We start from the raw sequence: 18,591 nt of genomic DNA on the forward strand, positions 1-18,591 counted from the left end.
AAATTGGTGATACTTGTGGTTCGCCACCCTAATTTTGAATAGTTTGTAGCAGCACTTTAGCGCTGATTTGAACGCTGTAGCCGCTACCGTTAGGGCAGCACCCACTACAAACATCACAAAACTAATGGACAAACCATTAGATTGTTGGTCTTAAATGATTAGGTGTTTGAGATTACAAATACCCAATCAGCAAAAACTGTCAACAATCATCATTTTTAAGTCTCACAACTCTTCCAGAAGTATTATGGTAATTGAGGGTGACAGCTTATGACTCTATTAATTCAAGTCTATAGGGTATAATTTGATTTTTAAAGTAATTTTTAAACTTTTCTGAATTTTTATTAGGCAAGAAGCAAAAATTGATAAGATTAAAAACCATTCTGTGCTACCTATCCTCAGGAAGAAGTAAGAAAACACAATAGTAAGGCAATTAACACTACACTACATTGATTAGATAAGTACAAAAGAGCGAGCAAGCAGCTTGGTCATGTATTTGTAGAGGTTGACAGATGTTTCACATCAAGCAAAACTTAATTTATAATCTGTATCGGAATACTTTACATATTCTATGATTGTACTTGTTGTGTTATTTAGCATAACAAAAGTATTTTTGTGGATATGAAATATTCCAAAACCTCTAAGCAGTGAAGCTTTGCAGTCAGGCAACAATCAAAATTATGCAGAACCATTAAGCTGGAAAGCCTACGACATAGGTCTGACAGCTTTCTGCTAAACCACTAACTGCATAGCTGCCTTCATATGATTTAGAGGCTTCACACAAGTAAAACAAATGGAAGCATATCTTCCCGAAACTGGTATTTGGAGTCAAACACCTAAAGCAGGGTGTACTTTGGGTTACAGAGAGCTATCTATGTTGTAGCGATGCCATATCACGAAAAAAAAATTAAATTGACTCATTATTAACATTCTCCAAAGGACTTATCCTCTACCTTAGAAGGTGAACAGGTGTGACTTTTGCCATGCTTTAGTGTCTTTGGTGAGTGTACGTAAAAAGGCATTGGCTAATGCCGCTTTTCCAAGTATCAGTTTTTTGCCACCAAAAATTTGGTAAAAAGAGCTGAATATGTGGTGAAAGGGTTTTTTGAGAAAAGGTTAAGTAAATATCGGAGTGGTAGAACGAATGTACTATAGAGGTGCTGTTGAAGGAGCTGCCAACACAGAATCAGGTAGCCGTGTTTTTGTTTACGAAGTGGTTGGTCTGCGTCAGAGTGAAGAAACTGATCAGACGAACTATCAAATTCGTAACAGTGGCAGTGTGTTCATCAAAGTGCCTTACAGCCGCATGAATCAGGAAATGCGACGTATTACTCGCCTGGGCGGCAGAATTGTTAGCATACAACCAGTCAGTGTTTTACAGCAAACTAATGGTAAAGCCACATCTGCTAAATCTGCTTACGAAGAAAATGGTAATGCCACACCTGTAAATGCTGAACCACCAGTCCAGCAACAGCCCCAGAAGAATGAGACTAAAGGCAAGACCATGACTCAAGCGAAAGCTAAAAAAGATGCCCACGCTGACGTTCCTGTCAACATTTACCGCCCTAATGCTCCTTACATTGGTAAATGTATTTCCAATGAACCATTAGTAGGGGAAAACGGTATCGGTATTGTTCAGCATCTCAAGTTCGACATCTCTGGCGGAAATTTGCGTTACGTAGAAGGTCAAAGTATCGGTATTATTCCGCCAGGATTGGACAAGAATGGCAAACCAGAAAAATTGAGACTGTACTCTATCGCTTCGACTCGTCACGGCGATGATGTAGATGACAAGACTGTGTCACTTTGCGTCCGTCAGTTAGAGTACAAGCATCCAGAAACCGGCGAAACAGTCTACGGTGTCTGCTCGACTTACCTGTGTAACCTCAAGCCTGGAGATGAAGTCAAAATCACAGGCCCAGTGGGTAAGGAAATGTTACTACCCCCAGACGAAGATGCCAACGTGATCATGATGGCAACAGGAACAGGTATTGCCCCCATGCGTGCCTATCTGTGGCGGATGTTCAAGGATGCCGAAAGAGCTGTTAACCCAGAATACCAGTTCAAAGGTTTCTCATGGCTGATATTTGGTGTTCCCACAACTCCAAATATTCTCTACAAAGAAGAATTGGAAGAAATCCAAGGGAAGTATCCTGATAACTTCCGCTTGACTTATGCCATTAGCCGTGAGCAGAAAAACCCCCAAGGCGGCAGAATGTACATTCAAGACCGCGTTGCTGAACATGCAGATGAACTGTGGAGTTTGATTAAGAACGAGAAAACCCACACCTACATTTGCGGTTTGCGTGGTATGGAAGATGGCATTGATGCAGCACTTTCAGCAGCAGCAGCGAAAGAGGGCGTTAATTGGAGCGACTACCAGAAAGAAATCAAGAAAGCTGGGCGCTGGCACGTTGAAACATATTAATTTGGTTGATAGTTGGTAGTTGGTTGGAACAAACAACAAACAACAAACAACAAACAACAAACAAAATAAAGATCTAGTAGGGTGGGCAATGCCCACCCTACAATTGTTGTTGGTGAAATTTGGTATAAGATTCGTGGGCGTAAAGCTGGGAATACTGGGTTTAGGTACAGTAGGCACAGGTACAGTGCAACTTTTACAAGATAATGCAGGGCGTCACCCGTTGTTGCGAGATGTAGAAATATATCGGGTGGGGGTGCGATCGCTTGACAAACCCCGGATGGTAGAATTGCCGGGTGCAGTCTTAACAACAGATTTAGCAGCAATAGTCAACGACCCGCAGGTAGATATAGTAGTCGAGGTTATTGGTGGACTGGAACCCGCGCGATCGCTAATTCTCAAAGCCATTGAAAATGGCAAACATGTCGTCACAGCTAATAAAGCCGTAATTTCCCGTTTTGGGGATGAAATCTTTACTGCTGCCAATAAAGCTGGTGTTTATGTCATGTTAGAAGCTGCTGTTGGTGGTGGGATCCCGGTGATTCAACCGCTCAAGCAATCTTTAAGTGTCAACCGCATTCACACCGTCACAGGCATTGTTAACGGTACAACTAACTATATCTTGACGCGGATGCAAACTGAAGGCATTAGCTTCGATGATGTCTTAGCCGACGCCCAAAAGTTAGGTTATGCAGAAGCCGATCCGACAGCTGATGTCGATGGTTTGGACGCTGCAGACAAAATAGCTATTCTGGCCTCATTAGCCTTTGGTGGACGCATTAAACTACAAGATGTCTATTGTGAGGGTATTCGGCAAGTCAGTAAAACAGACATTGCCTATGCCGATAAATTGGGGTTTGTGATTAAACTACTAGCAATAGCTAAAACAGTTAATCTTCCCCCCATCAGCCCTACTCTACGGGAAGCCACGTATGCGTCTACACCCGATCATCCAATTTCCGTCAGAGTTCACCCTACCCTAGTTCCAAAAGCACACCCCTTAGCCAGCATCAACGGTGTTTATAATGCCATTCTTGTGGAAGGAGAACCGATTGGACAGGTAATGTTTTTTGGTCCAGGTGCTGGTGCTGGTGCAACTGCTAGTGCTGTATCGTCTGACATCTTAAATTTGGTAGCAGCACTACAAACCAGTACAGCTACACCCAACCCCTTATTATCTTGTAGGCATCAAGACTACTGCCAAATTACGCCACTAGAAGAACTTGTTACCAGATTCTATACCCGTTTTCTGACTAAAGACCAACCAGGGGTAATTGGTAAATTGGGAACCTGCTTTGGTAAATACAGTGTAAGCTTAGAGTCAGTTGTACAAACAGGCTTTCAGGGAGAATTAGCAGAGATTGTTGTTGTTACCCACGATGTCCGAGAAGGAGATTTCCGCCAAGCTTTGGCAGAAATTCGTACCTTAGAAGCGATAGACAGCATTCCTAGCTTGTTACGAGTGTTATGAGAAACTTTTTGTTAGTGGTTAGTGGTTAGTAGTTAGTAGGGAATAGGTAATAGAAAAAACACCAACCAACAACCACCAATCAACAACCAACAACCAACAATCAACAATGTAGGATAATCACCGATGACAAACACGCCTCCCGATCCTAAGTCATCTCAAACAAATGCCCTCGACTTTGATGAATTTATTGGCATTCTTGTTGCTTTTGTCACTATCGGGGCTATTTTGTTTTGGTCATTTTCCCGTAAGGAGTCTGGCTGGAATTTCAACAGCTCGCTGTTACCTTCCCCTACTCCGACTACTTCCCCCACACCTTTAGCGATACCAACTCCTCCAGATGTGGGAACTCGTCAAACACCGTCTGCATCTCCCCAAGAGAATTTAAGTAGAGTCACACCATCTCCCACTGTCAACCCGAATAATTTGCCGCAAGAACAAGCACCTGTTCCACCCTTAACTAGCAACAGAACCCTACCACTAGTTATTCCTGAGCAAAAATCAACTATTCCCCCACCAATTGCATTTACTGATGTACCGAGTGACTTTTGGGCGCGTCGTTTTATTGATGTGCTTTCCTCTCGGAATATAATTAAGGGCTATGAAGATTACACCTTTAGACCAAATCAGCCTGTCACCCGCGCTGAATTTGCTGCCATTGTGGAACAAGCGTTTGGCAAAGAACTTAGCAAGACCAAGAATACAATCTCTTTTAAGGATGTGCCACCTGGGTTTTGGGCAAACTCAGCCATCGACCAAGCCGTCAGTACAGGGTTCTTGAAAGGCTACCCTAACAAAGTTTTTAGACCACAGCAAAAGATTCCGCGAGTCCAGATATTAGTTGCCCTGACTAGTGGAATGAATTTAAATGTTCCTGCTTCTCAAACTCGAATTATAAGCTTTTACAGGGATGCTAAAGAAATTCCTAATTACGCTACTGACAAAATAGCAGCTGCCACAGCTAATAGTCTTGTGGTTAACTATCCTAATCCCAAAGCGCTCAATCCCAATAAAGAAGCTACCCGTGCTGAGGTAGCGGCTATGGTTTATCAAGCTTTGGTGCGAACGGGAAGGTTAGACGCAATTCAATCTGAATATATTGTCAAAGTGCCTAATTAAATGCTCAAGCACAAGTGGTCAAGAGTTGCGAAGAATCTACTTGACCACTCAGGAGGAGGCGAGATCCAGCAGTAATTCATAGCGTACCAGCGTTGCGATCGCTCTGGGTACTGAATTACTCAGATTTAGGCGTCTTTACCGATCACTTGTGATTTGAGAGTCGCAATTTCATTGGTTAACTCTTGCCTGGTAGAGGCTTTGAGTAAATAGCGGTAAATAAACCATGCAGAGTAACCAATACCAATTAATTCAAAAGTCGGTGCCACTAAAGGAATATCATTTAAAGCATCTAGGATCGCCAAGACAACTTTAACAGCGACAATGGCTCCCACAATCAAACCAATCGTAACCAGGGGCTGTCTATACTTGTTAAAAAAGCTTCCCAGGTATTCGGGTAGTGTCGCTAAAAAGCTAGAAGCGACCTCTCCATACTTCAACCATTGGTCTTGAGTTTGCACAGTGGGTTGGATTTTTGTAATGGTTCCTGTTTGGTTGTTCATATCTGGCACTATTGCCTCTGGAGACTTTGTTTCTACTACTTCCGGTTCTTGCATTTCCGCTCCCATGATTGTGACAGTTGAGTTACTTTGATCGGGACAATTACAACCAAAAGGCTGTTGAGTCGGCGATGCACTAACACATCACTTTACACATACAGAGATGTGCCTTGAACCAAAGTTCAAGTCTTGGTCTTGCCTGTTTCGCCCATCTGGTGGACTGACATCAGACAGGTAAGCTGTTTATGATCGTACTCATTGGAGTACAAATCATGCACCAATAAGTTCATCCCTTATTTATACAAGCCTAAATGCCGATTTTACCTGATATTTAGGCAATCTTAAGCTGTTATTCTCAATGCTGAGAGTAGAATTGATATTAATACTTAATAAAAATTTTTATGTATTCATCTAGTCTAGACTTTTAAAGTTATTTGTGGTAGCAAGAGGCTAATAGTGAAATTTTGTGGACACCAGCATTATAAAATCTGGTACTAAAGATTTGGTATATCCCTACAATCGTGTCCACTTCTGCAAAAACTTCTCCTACCTGGGCAATTCTATCGCTGATTACCAACGGTATACTCTTACTAGCTGTCATCCTGCTAATCTGGCGACAGCAGGGAGTGACTGCTTTTTTCGCGGATATATTGCCAAACCACGCCAATGCGGATGCTTCATCGCAACCTACACCGGAGTTGGGTAATCGTCATAAACTCAATTATCAACAGTGGGTAGATATCCTCAAACAAGAAGCGACAGTCGCTGCTGAAAAACGTCCAGATCATCTCAATATAATTGTTGGAGATTCCCTTAGTTTGTGGTTTCCTCCTGAGCTATTACCTGAAGGTAGGAACTGGTTAAACCAAGGTATCTCTGGAGAAAATAGCACTGGGTTATTAAAAAGATTAAAACTATTTGACCGCACGCAACCAGAAACAATTTTTGTGATGATTGGTATTAATGATCTAATCCAAGGCAAGGACGATGAGATAATTTTACAAAACCATCGGCGAATCGTACGCTACCTGCGTCAGGTGCATCCCCACACACAAATAGTTATTCAGTCAATTTTGCCACACGGAGGAAAACAAGCAAATTGGGAAGGGCGAGAAAAATTATTAGCTATTTCCAATAGCCGCATTCAAAAGCTGAATCAGCAACTGCAAACTATAGCTAAAACAGAAGGCGTTAAATATCTAAACTTACATCCCCTATTTGTCAACAAGCAGGGTCATCTCCGTCCCGAATTAAGCACCGATGGCTTACATCTCAATTCTCAAGGTTATTTAGTATGGAGTTCTGCTTTGCAATTATACAGCCAGATGGAACTAGAGGGTGGGCGCTAGGAGAGTATAAGGGGTGTGGGGGGTAATAAAATCTTTTCATCTACTGATACTTCTCACACTTCCCCACCACAACAGTGCCTCAGCAAGAGAAAATGTGAAAGAGTGATTTTTGTTAAACAACAATGGATACTAAAGCTTTTAAACGTTCACTTCAACATTCTGAAAATTATCATCGTAAAGGGTTTGGTCATCAAGAAGAAGTCGCCACCCAATTACAGTCAGAATATCAAAGTCAGCTAATTCAGCAAATACGGAATAATAATTACACCCTTACCCGAGGAGACGTCACAATTCGACTAGCCGAAGCTTTTGGTTTTTGTTGGGGTGTAGAACGCGCTGTAGCGATGGCTTATGAAACTCGTAAGCACTTCCCCACAGAACGTATTTGGATTACTAATGAAATTATTCACAATCCTTCTGTTAACCAACGGATGCGGGAAATGAATGTAGAATTCATCCCAGTCACAGCAGGGAAAAAAGACTTTGCGATTGTGGAGACTGGTGATGTCGTGATATTACCTGCTTTTGGTGCCAGCGTTCAAGAAATGCAGATACTTAATGACAAAGGCTGCAAAATTGTTGATACCACTTGTCCTTGGGTATCAAAGGTTTGGAATACAGTTGAGAAGCATAAAAAGCGTGAGTATACCTCAATTATTCATGGTAAATATAAGCACGAAGAAACAATCGCTACTAGTTCTTTTGCAGGAAAATATCTCATTGTTTTGAATTTAAAAGAGGCAGAATACGTAGCTAACTACATATTGCATGGTGGAAATCGAGAAGAATTTCTTGCTAAATTCAGTAAAGCTTGCTCAGCAGGATTTGACCCCGATAAAGATTTAGAAATGATTGGCATTGCCAACCAAACTACAATGCTCAAAAGTGAAACTGAGCAAATTGGCAAACTGTTTGAACATACTATGATGCAAAAGTATGGGCCAGCCAATTTAAATGACCATTTCCAAAGCTTTAATACTATCTGTGATGCTACTCAAGAACGGCAAGATGCCATGTTGGAATTGGTAGAAAAACAGTTAGATTTAATGATTGTAATTGGTGGGTTTAATTCATCAAACACTACCCAATTACAACAAATAGCTTTTGAGCGTGGAATTTCTTCTTACCATATTGATAGTGTTGATAGAATTCTATCTGAAAATCGCATTGAACATCGATTATTAAATGGTAATTTGGAAATTACAAACAACTGGTTGCCTGATGGAGAAATTGTTATCGGTGTGACTTCTGGTGCTTCTACACCTGATAAGGTAGTAGAAGATGTAATTGAAAAGATATTTGAATTAAAATCAGTAGTGGCGATCGCCTGATTTGATTTTCGAGACATAGAGCTGTGATTTATTAATATTAAGTAAGTCACAGCTATTGTTTTTGATGTGAGCATTTAGGACTGCTATGGATTGGCTGTTTGAATATAGGCAACTGCCAAGGGTGTTTAGTTTAGTTTCTAGTTGAGTGATAATGGCACGGTCAAATGCTGATCAAGTTCGCTTTTGACCAAAAATTTCTGGTTTTAAAATACCCCACAGTTGACCATCTTGACATAAATGAGCATGAATTAACGCCCGATGTCCAAAATTTTGATGCTCAAATTCTTTATTAATAACCTCTGGGCTGGCGGTTTCCACATCTTCGACATAAACAGAAGGATCGGTTCGTAAAGCGGCTGCGAATAAGGGGTCTTCTGTTGGTAACGACTCTGGTTCTAATCTCCAGTCGGTGTCTGTAATCTCTGCTATCTGTTGATTACGCCGCCACCAATGGACAATTTTACCTAGTTTAGTTTGAGGATTTCTCAGATAAATAAAACAGCGATCGCATTGCAAAACTTCCCCAAGTACCGGAAGTAAAGGAGCAAAGACAGAATTTGGATCGCTATGTGTGTCTAGAAGGCTTTTGATAGCTTTTGGCAAAATTAAATCACTCATAGAAAGACAAATTATTTTTCTGCATATTTTGTCAATAACTATGGCGGTTAGTTAATAAAAAACCAACCCCTTTTTCAAAAGCAAAGCTACTAGGAGTTGGTATTAATTAGCAAAAACTCAATAATTGACAATTACAAGCTTGTAGGTAAATCTCCAGACTGCGAGATTCCTCTAGGGCTGCTAGGCTCAGTGAATCTACCTGCATCGGCTTCTTTGAGGAACCCACTGTAGGCTTCCATACCGTGTTCGCCGATATCCAAACCTTCTATCTCTTCTTCACGAGATACTCTGATTCCCAAAGTAGCCTTGAGTACCAAGAAGAATATGGTGCTGAGGAGAACAGTCATACCACCTACAGACAGAACACCAATTAACTGAGTAAAGAATTGTCCTAAGCCACCACCTGCAAATAAACCCCTGACCGGGCCAAGACCTTCTGTGTACCAAGGAAAGTTTGCTACACCAGGACCGACAGCAAACAGACCAACTGCTAGAGTCCCCCAAATACCGCAGACTAGGTGTACTGAGATCGCTCCCACGGGGTCATCGATTTTGATCTTGTCAAAGAAGGTGACTGAGAAAACTACTATGACTCCGGCAATTAAACCAATGATGAAAGAACTGCCAATAGTGATGTAAGCACAAGGTGCAGTGACCGCCACCAAGCCAGCCAAAATACCATTAATGACCATTGACAGGTCTGGCTTACCCAAATATAGCCAAGCTGTGATTGTAGCAGCGATACCACCAACAGCACCTGCCATGTTAGTAGTCAGGGCGATGTGGGTGATGGCATTGGCATCAGCAGCCATTACGGAACCAGGGTTAAATCCAAACCAGCCCAACCACAAAATTAAACAGCCTAAGGTGGCTATGCTCATGTTGTGACCGGGAATGGCAACAGTCTGCCCATCCTGATATTTACCAAGGCGCGGTCCAAGTAATGCGGCTCCCATCAAAGCTGCCCAACCACCTACGGAGTGAACTACCGTGGAACCAGCAAAATCAAAGAAACCAGCTTTGTAAAGCCAGCCACCGCCCCAGATCCAGTGTCCGGTTATGGCGTAGGAAATACCAACCAGCAAGAGGCTAAAAATCAGGAAGTCAACGAACTTAATGCGTTCAGCAACAGCACCGGATACAATCGTTGCTGCTGTTCCGGCAAATACTAGCTGGAATAAAAATTTGGCAGCTAGGGGAACGCCAGTCCAGTTGAGAGCGCTAAAAACTCCTTTATAAGCGTCTCCAGTTGCAGGACTGTTATCAGGCCCTTGCAAGAAAAATCCACTTAAGCCAATAAAATCATTGCCATTGCCAAACATTAAGCCAAAACCTATCGCCCAAAAAGCAACGGTAGCCAAAGCAAATACAATGAGATTTTTCGCAAGAACATTAACAGCGTTTTTCTGACGACACAAGCCGGTTTCTAACATACAAAAACCAGCGTTCATGAAAAACACTAAAAAAGCAGCGATCGCAACCCACAAAGTGTCAAGTGCAACTTTTAAGTCAGTTGTGGTTGGACCAGCAGGAGCAGGAGTTTGAGCAACAGCTACGTAACCCCAACTCAGCACAATTAGACAAGCTATGGGAATACAAGCTTGCCAGCTCGGAGACAAGCGCTGAATAACCCAAAAAATTTGATTGACAATTGAGTTTGATTGTGTTTTGTAGGTATTCCAGTTTTTAGACTGTCGCCTATGTTTTGCTTTCGATTTTTTTTTGTTCTTTAACATCATGCTCTAAACCGTCCTTAACAGAGAAAATACGTTAAGCAGAAAGAGCGCTCTCCCAAAGCTAAGCAAGTGGTTATTGATATTATCTATTACACAAGTTTGCTATAAAAACTCGCTGATTCTCAATTTTTAGCAAGGTGTTTTTTGTAAATTTGAGAATCCAATAACCTCATTTGCATTCAAGAAGTAAGCATTAACTTTGGTGATACTACATACATTCTTAAAAAATTATTATTATGTAGTTTCATCAACAGTCAAGTACCCTTCACTGACTCTTTAATTTTTTACTTTCAAAGAAAATAAATTTTGCCTATATGAGCATAATTTTGGCAAAAATTCCACAAAAAATACGGTAGCAAGTAAAAAAGTTTTTTTGAATTAACTCAAACTACCGTAAAAATTAGCTAACCCGAATTTAAACTTTTTTACCCCATAAGGTAAATTGAACAAAAAGGCAATAGGGCAATGATGAAATTTGTCAAAGTTATATCAACGATTGCACATAAGTTTTTAGGAAAAGGCACTATGACCTTTATCTAAGTTTACAATTGTCACTTTGATTGAAGAAAAATTTGGTAATACCAGCAGGTGTGGTGTTTTTGCAATTAACAGACACCACAGACAAATGTGTTCACAGGTTTCATGAGACTGAAGATTATGAAGTGTCTTTGTAAATCTACAAACAATTAATTTTGTTAGATTGTATATTTTTAAACTTCTACTTCTAGATTTCTGTAACTTTAAATACATTTTGTCTTTACTTTTCCCACAAAGCTATATCTCAATTCCAGCCTTTAAGCTTGCATTCTTTGGCTGTATCACTCTTGGCTAAAGCTAGACGATAAAGTTGAAAAAATATTAAAAATATTTAATTTTTTGATCATATTCAATACTGCTTTTTATACAGACTTATAATGTATTCATTTATACTAATCATCCATGAATTAGATTTTGAGCTAGTATTTTAATGTATTAATTAATACTAAATCATGATAAGATACTATATTTGTTTCAAATATTCTTCATAGCCTATTTGGTCTAATTTAGCTTGCTTTTCCATTACCGATTCACATAATTTTTGGCGGTAATTTTGTACTTTCTTCAGAAATTCTATTTCGTGTGTGGCAATAATTTGTACAGCTAATAGTCCAGCATTTGTTGCATTGCCGATCGCTACTGTGGCAACTGGAATCCCCGCAGGCATTTGTACAATAGAATACAAGGAATCAACACCTTGCAAATGACGGCTAGGTACAGGAACACCAATCACAGGTAGCGGAGTTACAGATGCAACCATGCCAGGGAGATGAGCAGCACCACCTGCACCAGCAATAATTACTTTAATACCCCGTTCGTGGGCAGACTTGGCATATTCCATCATCCGTTCTGGGGTACGATGAGCGCTGACGATCGCAACTTCAACAGCAACACCAAAATCTTTACAAACAGCGATCGCACCTTGCATGGTGGGTAAATCGGAATCGCTGCCCATAATAATACCGATAAGAGGTTGAGTCATAGGATAGGGGATAGAAGGTAGAAAACAGAAGGCACAAGGCAAGAAAATTTTAGCCTTCTTCATATTACTTATTTTGATTTTTTCTTCTCTTACCTTTAGTCTCTGGTTACTAAGGCAAGAGATTATCATCTCATTTATCTACGTAATTTGTAATTCGCCCTAAAATCTAACTCAGAAATAATGGCAAATTCCAATGCTCGCTCCCTTTCCCATAGACATTATTAACGCACGAGTACCTGGTTATGAAGATTTGCAAATGCTCCTTGTGAATAGCCAAGGTATGATTGAACAAATCTTGCCGACTTATACAGTCTTTAAAAGAGTTCCACCGCCAGATTTACAAATTTTAGATGTCAGAGGTGATTGGATTTCGCTGGGTGGTGTTGATTTGCAGATTAACGGTGCATTGGGGTTAGCATTCCCAGACTTGCAAGCTGAAAATGCTCATATGATGCCAAAAATTTGCCAATTTTTGTGGAATGCAGGGGTAGACGCTTTTTTACCAACTTTGGTGACAACTGGGGTAGAAAATATTCAGCGATCGCTTGCTGTGATTGCTAAGTTTATGGCAACAGATGGCGAAAATTTACATCTGTGGCGATCACGAATTCTGGGAGTTCATCTTGAGGGGCCATTTTTAAATTTTCACAAACGTGGTGCTCACCCCGCTGAGTACTTATTGCCTTTAACAATAGATGAAGTTAAGCGGGTGTTAGGGGATTATGCTGATATTGTCAAAGTTGTTACTCTTGCCCCTGAGTTAGATGCAACAGGTGAAGTAATTCCTTACTTGCGTTCTTTGGGTATCACTGTTAGTTTAGGACATTCGCAAGCGACAGCAGCACAAGCACAACAAGCATTTGAGATGGGTGCGAGGATGGTAACTCATGCTTTTAATGCAATGCCATTACTACACCATCGTGAACCAGGATTATTAGGGGCAGCAATTACTCATCCGGAAGTGATGTGTGGTTTTATTGCTGATGGGCAACATGTTTCACCAACAATGATAGATATATTACTACGTGCTAGTCATTATCAGAAAGGACTTTTTCTAGTTAGCGATGCTTTGTCACCTTTGGGGCTACCCGATGGTATCTATCCTTGGGATAATCGACAAATAGAAGTTAAAGATGGTGCAGCACGATTACCAGATGGTACTTTATCAGGGACGACTTTACCTTTGTTGGTGGGAGTGCAAAATTTGGTGCAGTGGGGAATATGTGATGTAGAGGTGGCGATCGCACTTGCTACAGATGCACCTAGAAAAGCGATCGGTTTATCAGCAAGTATAGTTCGTGCTTCTGCTACCCAATTATTGCGTTGGCAATTTGATGAAGCAACTAAAAAACTGACTTGGAAAAGATTATTTAGCAATTAGTGCTTGAAAATTAGTCAACTGATAACTGATAACTGATAACTGATAGATGATACTTTTAAGCATTGGATAGTCTTCGATAATTGAATTTCATGAACGCAGCCGACGATAAAACAATTGTTAAAGAATATTTCAATTCCACCGGTTTTGACCGTTGGAGACGTATATATGGCGATGGCGAAGTCAACAAAGTCCAGCTAGATATTCGCAATGGGCATCAACAAACTGTAGATAAAGTACTAGGCTGGTTAAAAGCTGATGACAATCTAGCAGAGCTGTCTATCTGCGATGCTGGGTGCGGTGTGGGTAGTCTCAGCATTCCCTTAGCAGAAGCAGGCGCAAAAGTCTATGCCAGCGACATTTCTGAAAAAATGGTAGAAGAAGGAAAACAAAGAGCTTCTCTAACCCTAAAAAATCCAGAAAATCTGACTTTTGCTGTTCAAGATTTGGAAACTCTCAGTGGTAGCTACCATACGGTGATTTGTTTGGATGTTCTCATCCACTATCCCCAAGAAAAAGCGGATGCGATGATTTCTCACCTTTGTTCTTTAGCACAGTCACGAATAATTCTCAGTTTTGCTCCTAAAACCTGTGCTTTGACAATTCTCAAGAAAATTGGGAGTTTCTTTCCAGGCCCAAGTAAAGCGACTCGTGCCTATTTACACCGAGAGGCTGATGTAGTCAAGATCCTTGAGAAAAACGGTTTTGTTGTGCAACGCCAGTCAATGACACGTACTCGTTTTTATTTCTCCCGCTTACTGGAAGCTAACCGGAACTAAGGCTAAGATCGCGACAAGATATTACATCTTGTCGTGTTATGAAATTTATTAAAAAAGTATCTGCTGGTGTACTGTTGTCATTTGGGTTTATCTTTTTGATGATCAGCGCTGTTGAGATACTGACATACAACCAAAAGCCGACTCCGCAAGAACAGCAAAAAGCCGCAGATACCATAATTGGCGGTTTAGTTTTTGGCTTACCAGCCATAGCATATGGAGGATGGCTAGTGTGGAGTATGCGTAAACAACACCAAAAGCTATTAAGCGATCGCCTGCAATCTACCTTTTATCGTCTGGTCGAAGAAAATAGCGGTACAATTTCCCTATTGTCTTTTGCCAAGCAAGCAGAAATTAGTGGCGAGGAAGCAAGACAGTATCTAGATGCGAAGGCAAAAGAATTTAATGCCACATTTGATATTAATTCCCAAGGAGGCGTTTATTACCACTTTCATGTTTAATTTGTTGGTTGTTGATTGTTGGTTGTTGTTTGGAAATATCAACAACTAACCACTAACCACTAACCACTAACAACTAACCACTAACCACTAAAAACTATGAAGACTGGTGAAAAATTGGCTGCGGGCTGGCTGCTAACTCTGGGGTTTATGTTTTTGACTTTATCAGTCTCAGCAGCAATTGAAAAACACAAGATGGTTCAATATATTTCTCCAGGAATAGATCCAGAAGCGCCAGATTTTCGTTCAACAGAAGCGTATAGCGCCCTTGATCTTACCACCAAGCAAGGTCTTATATTTGGTATCCCGACCCTTGCTTTAGGAGGATGGTTAGCAATAGGTTTATATCGTCAAAGTCGACAAGATAAAAAAGCACTTGAACAGCAGATTAACGAACATCTGCAATCCACTTTTTACCGGATGATTCAAGAAAATAACGGACACGTAACTCTTTTAGGTTTTGCGATGCAATCTCATCTGCCAGCACCAGTCGCTAGGCAATATCTTGATGAACAAGCCAAAGCATTTAATGCTAATTATAAGATCAGTGAAGAGGGGGGAATTTCCTATCATTTTGACCTTTAAAGAATTGATTGGGAAACTCTATGACGCAAATATTTTTGAGCTTAGCAGCAATTTTCGGTGGTTTATCTGTTGCTGCGGGTGCTTTTGCTTCCCATGCTCTCCGGGAGAGATTAAGTGAGCGATCGCTCTTAATTTTTGAAACAGGCGCGCGCTATCAAATGTATCATGCTTTGGCATTGTTAGCTGTGGCAATATTATTACTTCGCATCGAGTCTCCCCCACCTAGCTTAGTAGCAAGTGGGTGGTTGTTTATTATTGGAATTGCAATTTTCTCCGGCAGCTTATATGCTTTGAGCTTAACTGGTGTTAAGTATTTAGGAGCAATTACACCGCTAGGGGGAGCAGCTTTTATCGCTGGTTGGTGTGCTTTAGCTTTTGCTGCTTGGAATTTGAAGTATTAGGAAATGGTGAAATATGTACACTTTTATGTACATATTTCCTTTTGGAAATGACGCACGCGCTATTTGTGCAAGAGGTCTAATAGATTACGGTTTGCTGAAAATTTACCCAAAATTGTGAGATACCCTCCATAATGAGGTGAAAGAAAGCAATCCGCAATTAATAAACGGTGTTCCCGTGATTGGAATTGTTATTGTTTCTCACAGCAGACGGCTAGCAGAAGGTGTGCGAGAACTTGCATTACAGATGGTTAAAGACCATGTTCCCATCGCCATCGCAGCAGGAATTGATGATCCAGCAAATCCTCTAGGTACGGATGCGATGCAGGTTTATGAGGCGATCGCATCTGTATATAGTGATGATGGTGTGTTGGTGCTGATGGATCTCGGTAGCGCCTTGATGAGCGCAGAAATGGCGCTAGAGTTTCTCCCCAGCGAACAACAACAGCACATACATCTGTGTGCAGCACCTCTAGTTGAAGGTGCGATCGCCGCAGTAGTTGCAGCCGCATCTAGCAGTGACATTCAACGGGTAATTACGGAAGCCCAGGGAGCATTAGTAGCAAAAGCAACTCAGTTAGGTTTAGATGAAAGTCATTTGTCATTAGTCATTAGTGAAGAACCAATGATTAATGACAAGGGACACACAAGCCAAATCAGGTTGACTGTCAGTAACAGGTTTGGATTGCACGCCCGCCCCGCAGCTCAATTTGTCAGCTGTGCCGCCCGATTTCAATCACAAATTCAAGTCAGAAATATTACTAAAGGTAGCGAGTTTGTCCGTGCTGACAGCATCAATCAAGTGGCAATGTTAGGAGTACGTCAAGGAGACGAAATTGTCATTACTGCCACTGGTTCGGATGCAGAAGAAGCACTAGCCGCATTACAAACACTAATCACCACCAACTTCGGCGAAGACAACACTCCTCCCCACCTCCCCATCGCCCCATCCCCTCACCTCCCCATCGCCCCATCCCCTCACCTCCCCACCTCCCTCCAAGGCATCCCTGCTTCCCCAGGAATTGCGATCGCACCTTGTTTTCGCTATCGCAAAACACCCATCACTTGGGAGCAAACTACTTCTAGAGAACAACCACCGCATTATCACGTAGAAGATACTACAGAAGAGTGGCAACGTTTACAAACAGCATTGCATACTGCTCAACAAGAAATTCAAACTTTGCTGTCTCACTCTTCTATTCAAATTGGTGATGCGGAAGCTGCTATTTTTGATGCCCATTTGTTATTTTTAGCAGATCCAACTTTGCTGGAGGCGGCACAACAGCGCATCTTTACCCAGCACCTCAATGCTGAAGCTGTTTGGCAAGGAGTAATTAATGAGGTAGCAAGCAATTATCGCCGTCTTGATGATCCCTATTTACAAGAACGAATTGCCGATGTTGTTGATGTGGGACAGCGAGTATTGCGTGTATTATCGGGTACTCCGATGACGATTGTGGATGTACCCCAACCTGCGATTTTAGTTGCAGCTGATCTGACTCCCTCAGATACAGCTAGCTTAGATCCAACAAGGATTTTGGGCATTTGTATCACGGCTGGTAGTGCCACATCGCACACAGCCATTCTTGCTCGTTCCTTGGGTATTCCAGCGATTGTTGGTTTACCACCCGAAATATTACAACTTGCCGATGGCACACAGCTAGCTATTGATGGGGAGACGGGTAGAGTTTGGGTGGAACCAGAACCAGAAACCCTGGTAGCACTTCGGACACAGCGAGATGCACAACAGGCAAATCGGCAACAAACAAGAACTATTGCTCATCAGCCTGGGATGACTCGCGATCGCCACCAAATCAGTGTATTCGCAAATGTCAGTAGCATCAATGATACACAACAAGCTGTGAATTTTGGTGCAGAAGGTGTGGGACTACTCCGTACAGAATTTCTTTATCTCAATCGTACTACGGCTCCCACTGAAGAACAGCAACTAGAAGTTTACCAGGCGATCGCGCAAATTTTGGATCACCGTCCTTTAATTATTCGTACTCTTGATGTCGGTGGAGATAAATCCATTTCTTATTTGGGTGTGGGTTTAGAATCCAATCCTTTTTTGGGTTGGCGCGGGATTCGTTTTTGTTTAGATCGTCCGCATGTTTTGAAAACCCAATTAAGGGCTATTTTACGGGCTAGCTTTCGCCATGAAATCAAAATCATGTTTCCCATGATTACAACTGTTGCCGAAATCCAAGCAGCAAAGGCAATACTGGCTGAGGTGCAAGGGGAACTACATCAGGCTGGTGTCCCTTTCGATGAGGCAATGCAAATAGGGATCATGGTAGAAGTACCATCAGCAGTCACCATTGCTGATCACTTAGCAAGGGAAGTAGACTTTTTCAGTATTGGTACTAATGATCTCAGTCAATACGTGATGGCAGCAGATCGTACTAATCCCAAGGTGGCAAAATTAGCAGATGCCTTGCATCCAGCAGTATTACGCATGATCCAGCAAACCGTTGAGGCTGGACATGCTGCTGGTATCTGGGTGGGGTTGTGTGGCGAAATCGCAGCAGACCCCTTAGCAGCACCAATTTTATTAGGCTTGGGACTAGATGAAGTGAGTCTTAGTCCCCAAGCTATTCCTGCATTTAAAGGTGCGATCGCTCAATTGACAATGCCACAAGCACAGGCGATCGTCACAACAGCATTGCAACAAGATTCTGCGGCTAAAGTCAGAGAAATTTTGAATGATGACTTACATTTAATCTAATCTCAATATGGCCATGCTCCTTTGTCACCCATGCCTGGTCAATCCAAATATCGATTGATTAATGACCAATTTGAAACTTCATAAGAATTAATCATACCAAAGATAGATTTATATCTATTACTTGATCGCTGTTTTCAGAAATTTCGTTATAGTCTATACATCGAAACCTGCATAGCCAGCTAACTGAGAGCCAAGTTCCTCTGACGTAA

General features: G+C 41.6%; 15 protein-coding genes. 11 read left to right on the plus strand and 4 right to left on the minus strand.

Features of this window, described 5'->3' with window-relative positions:
- Positions 1 to 1,141 precede the first annotated feature (1,141 nt).
- The 3 genes from petH (at position 1,142) to UYK_RS0100615 (ending at position 5,009) form a co-directional block, all read left to right on the plus strand.
- Entirely contained in the window at positions 1,142 to 2,425 is a 1,284-nt protein-coding gene (petH, locus tag UYK_RS0100600) for a ferredoxin--NADP reductase (RefSeq protein WP_009459578.1), read from the plus strand.
- A gap of 133 nt (positions 2,426 to 2,558) precedes the next feature.
- Positions 2,559 to 3,893, plus strand: coding sequence for a homoserine dehydrogenase (locus UYK_RS0100605; protein WP_026086310.1), 1,335 nt, complete (start codon positions 2,559 to 2,561; stop codon positions 3,891 to 3,893).
- A gap of 123 nt (positions 3,894 to 4,016) precedes the next feature.
- Entirely contained in the window at positions 4,017 to 5,009 is a 993-nt protein-coding gene (locus UYK_RS0100615; RefSeq protein WP_009459576.1) for an S-layer homology domain-containing protein, read from the plus strand.
- Between the two features lie 125 nt (positions 5,010 to 5,134).
- On the opposite strand, the gene UYK_RS0100620 is transcribed toward UYK_RS0100615, so the two are convergent.
- Positions 5,135 to 5,575 (minus strand): CAAD domain-containing protein, encoded by a 441-nt coding sequence (locus UYK_RS0100620; protein WP_016870711.1) that lies wholly within the window; start codon positions 5,573 to 5,575, stop codon positions 5,135 to 5,137.
- 452 nt (positions 5,576 to 6,027) lie between these two features.
- Here UYK_RS0100620 and UYK_RS0100625 point away from each other — a divergent pair, with 452 nt between their 5' ends.
- Complete coding sequence (locus UYK_RS0100625; protein ID WP_009459574.1) at positions 6,028 to 6,855, plus strand: SGNH/GDSL hydrolase family protein; 828 nt, start codon at positions 6,028 to 6,030, stop codon at positions 6,853 to 6,855.
- 122 nt (positions 6,856 to 6,977) lie between these two features.
- Positions 6,978 to 8,186: a 4-hydroxy-3-methylbut-2-enyl diphosphate reductase gene (locus UYK_RS0100630; RefSeq protein ID WP_009459573.1), complete on the plus strand. Its 1,209-nt coding sequence runs from the start codon at positions 6,978 to 6,980 to the stop codon at positions 8,184 to 8,186.
- Positions 8,187 to 8,357: 171 nt separating this feature from the next.
- On the opposite strand, the gene UYK_RS0100635 is transcribed toward UYK_RS0100630, so the two are convergent.
- From UYK_RS0100635 to purE, 3 genes are all read right to left on the minus strand, one after another.
- Positions 8,358 to 8,804, minus strand: a complete 447-nt coding sequence (locus UYK_RS0100635) for a GAF domain-containing protein (RefSeq protein ID WP_016870712.1) — start codon at positions 8,802 to 8,804, stop codon at positions 8,358 to 8,360.
- Positions 8,805 to 8,935: 131 nt separating this feature from the next.
- Positions 8,936 to 10,540 (minus strand): ammonium transporter, encoded by a 1,605-nt coding sequence (locus tag UYK_RS0100640; protein ID WP_016870713.1) that lies wholly within the window; start codon positions 10,538 to 10,540, stop codon positions 8,936 to 8,938.
- Positions 10,541 to 11,540: 1,000 nt separating this feature from the next.
- Positions 11,541 to 12,059, minus strand: coding sequence for a 5-(carboxyamino)imidazole ribonucleotide mutase (gene purE / locus UYK_RS0100645; protein WP_026086311.1), 519 nt, complete (start codon positions 12,057 to 12,059; stop codon positions 11,541 to 11,543).
- Between the two features lie 193 nt (positions 12,060 to 12,252).
- On the opposite strand from purE, the gene nagA reads away from it, so the two are divergent.
- The 6 genes from nagA (at position 12,253) to ptsP (ending at position 18,382) form a co-directional block, all read left to right on the plus strand.
- Positions 12,253 to 13,440, plus strand: a complete 1,188-nt coding sequence (gene nagA, locus UYK_RS0100650) for an N-acetylglucosamine-6-phosphate deacetylase (protein WP_016870714.1) — start codon at positions 12,253 to 12,255, stop codon at positions 13,438 to 13,440.
- Between the two features lie 89 nt (positions 13,441 to 13,529).
- Positions 13,530 to 14,216, plus strand: a complete 687-nt coding sequence (gene bchM / locus UYK_RS0100655) for a magnesium protoporphyrin IX methyltransferase (protein ID WP_009459566.1) — start codon at positions 13,530 to 13,532, stop codon at positions 14,214 to 14,216.
- 38 nt (positions 14,217 to 14,254) lie between these two features.
- On the plus strand, positions 14,255 to 14,674 hold the full coding sequence (locus UYK_RS0100660; RefSeq protein ID WP_009459565.1) for a hypothetical protein: 420 nt from the start codon (positions 14,255 to 14,257) through the stop codon (positions 14,672 to 14,674).
- A 96-nt stretch (positions 14,675 to 14,770) separates the two neighbouring features.
- Positions 14,771 to 15,256 carry a hypothetical protein gene (locus UYK_RS0100665; protein WP_009459564.1) on the plus strand — a complete coding sequence of 162 codons (486 nt, stop codon included), beginning with the start codon at positions 14,771 to 14,773 and terminating at the stop codon, positions 15,254 to 15,256.
- 20 nt (positions 15,257 to 15,276) lie between these two features.
- Positions 15,277 to 15,657 (plus strand): DUF423 domain-containing protein, encoded by a 381-nt coding sequence (locus tag UYK_RS0100670; protein WP_009459562.1) that lies wholly within the window; start codon positions 15,277 to 15,279, stop codon positions 15,655 to 15,657.
- A gap of 175 nt (positions 15,658 to 15,832) precedes the next feature.
- Positions 15,833 to 18,382, plus strand: coding sequence for a phosphoenolpyruvate--protein phosphotransferase (ptsP, locus tag UYK_RS0100675; protein ID WP_026086312.1), 2,550 nt, complete (start codon positions 15,833 to 15,835; stop codon positions 18,380 to 18,382).
- The last annotated feature ends 209 nt before the right edge of the window (positions 18,383 to 18,591 follow it).

The organism is Fischerella thermalis PCC 7521 (genome assembly GCF_000317225.1).
Classification (GTDB): domain Bacteria; phylum Cyanobacteriota; class Cyanobacteriia; order Cyanobacteriales; family Nostocaceae; genus Fischerella; species Fischerella thermalis.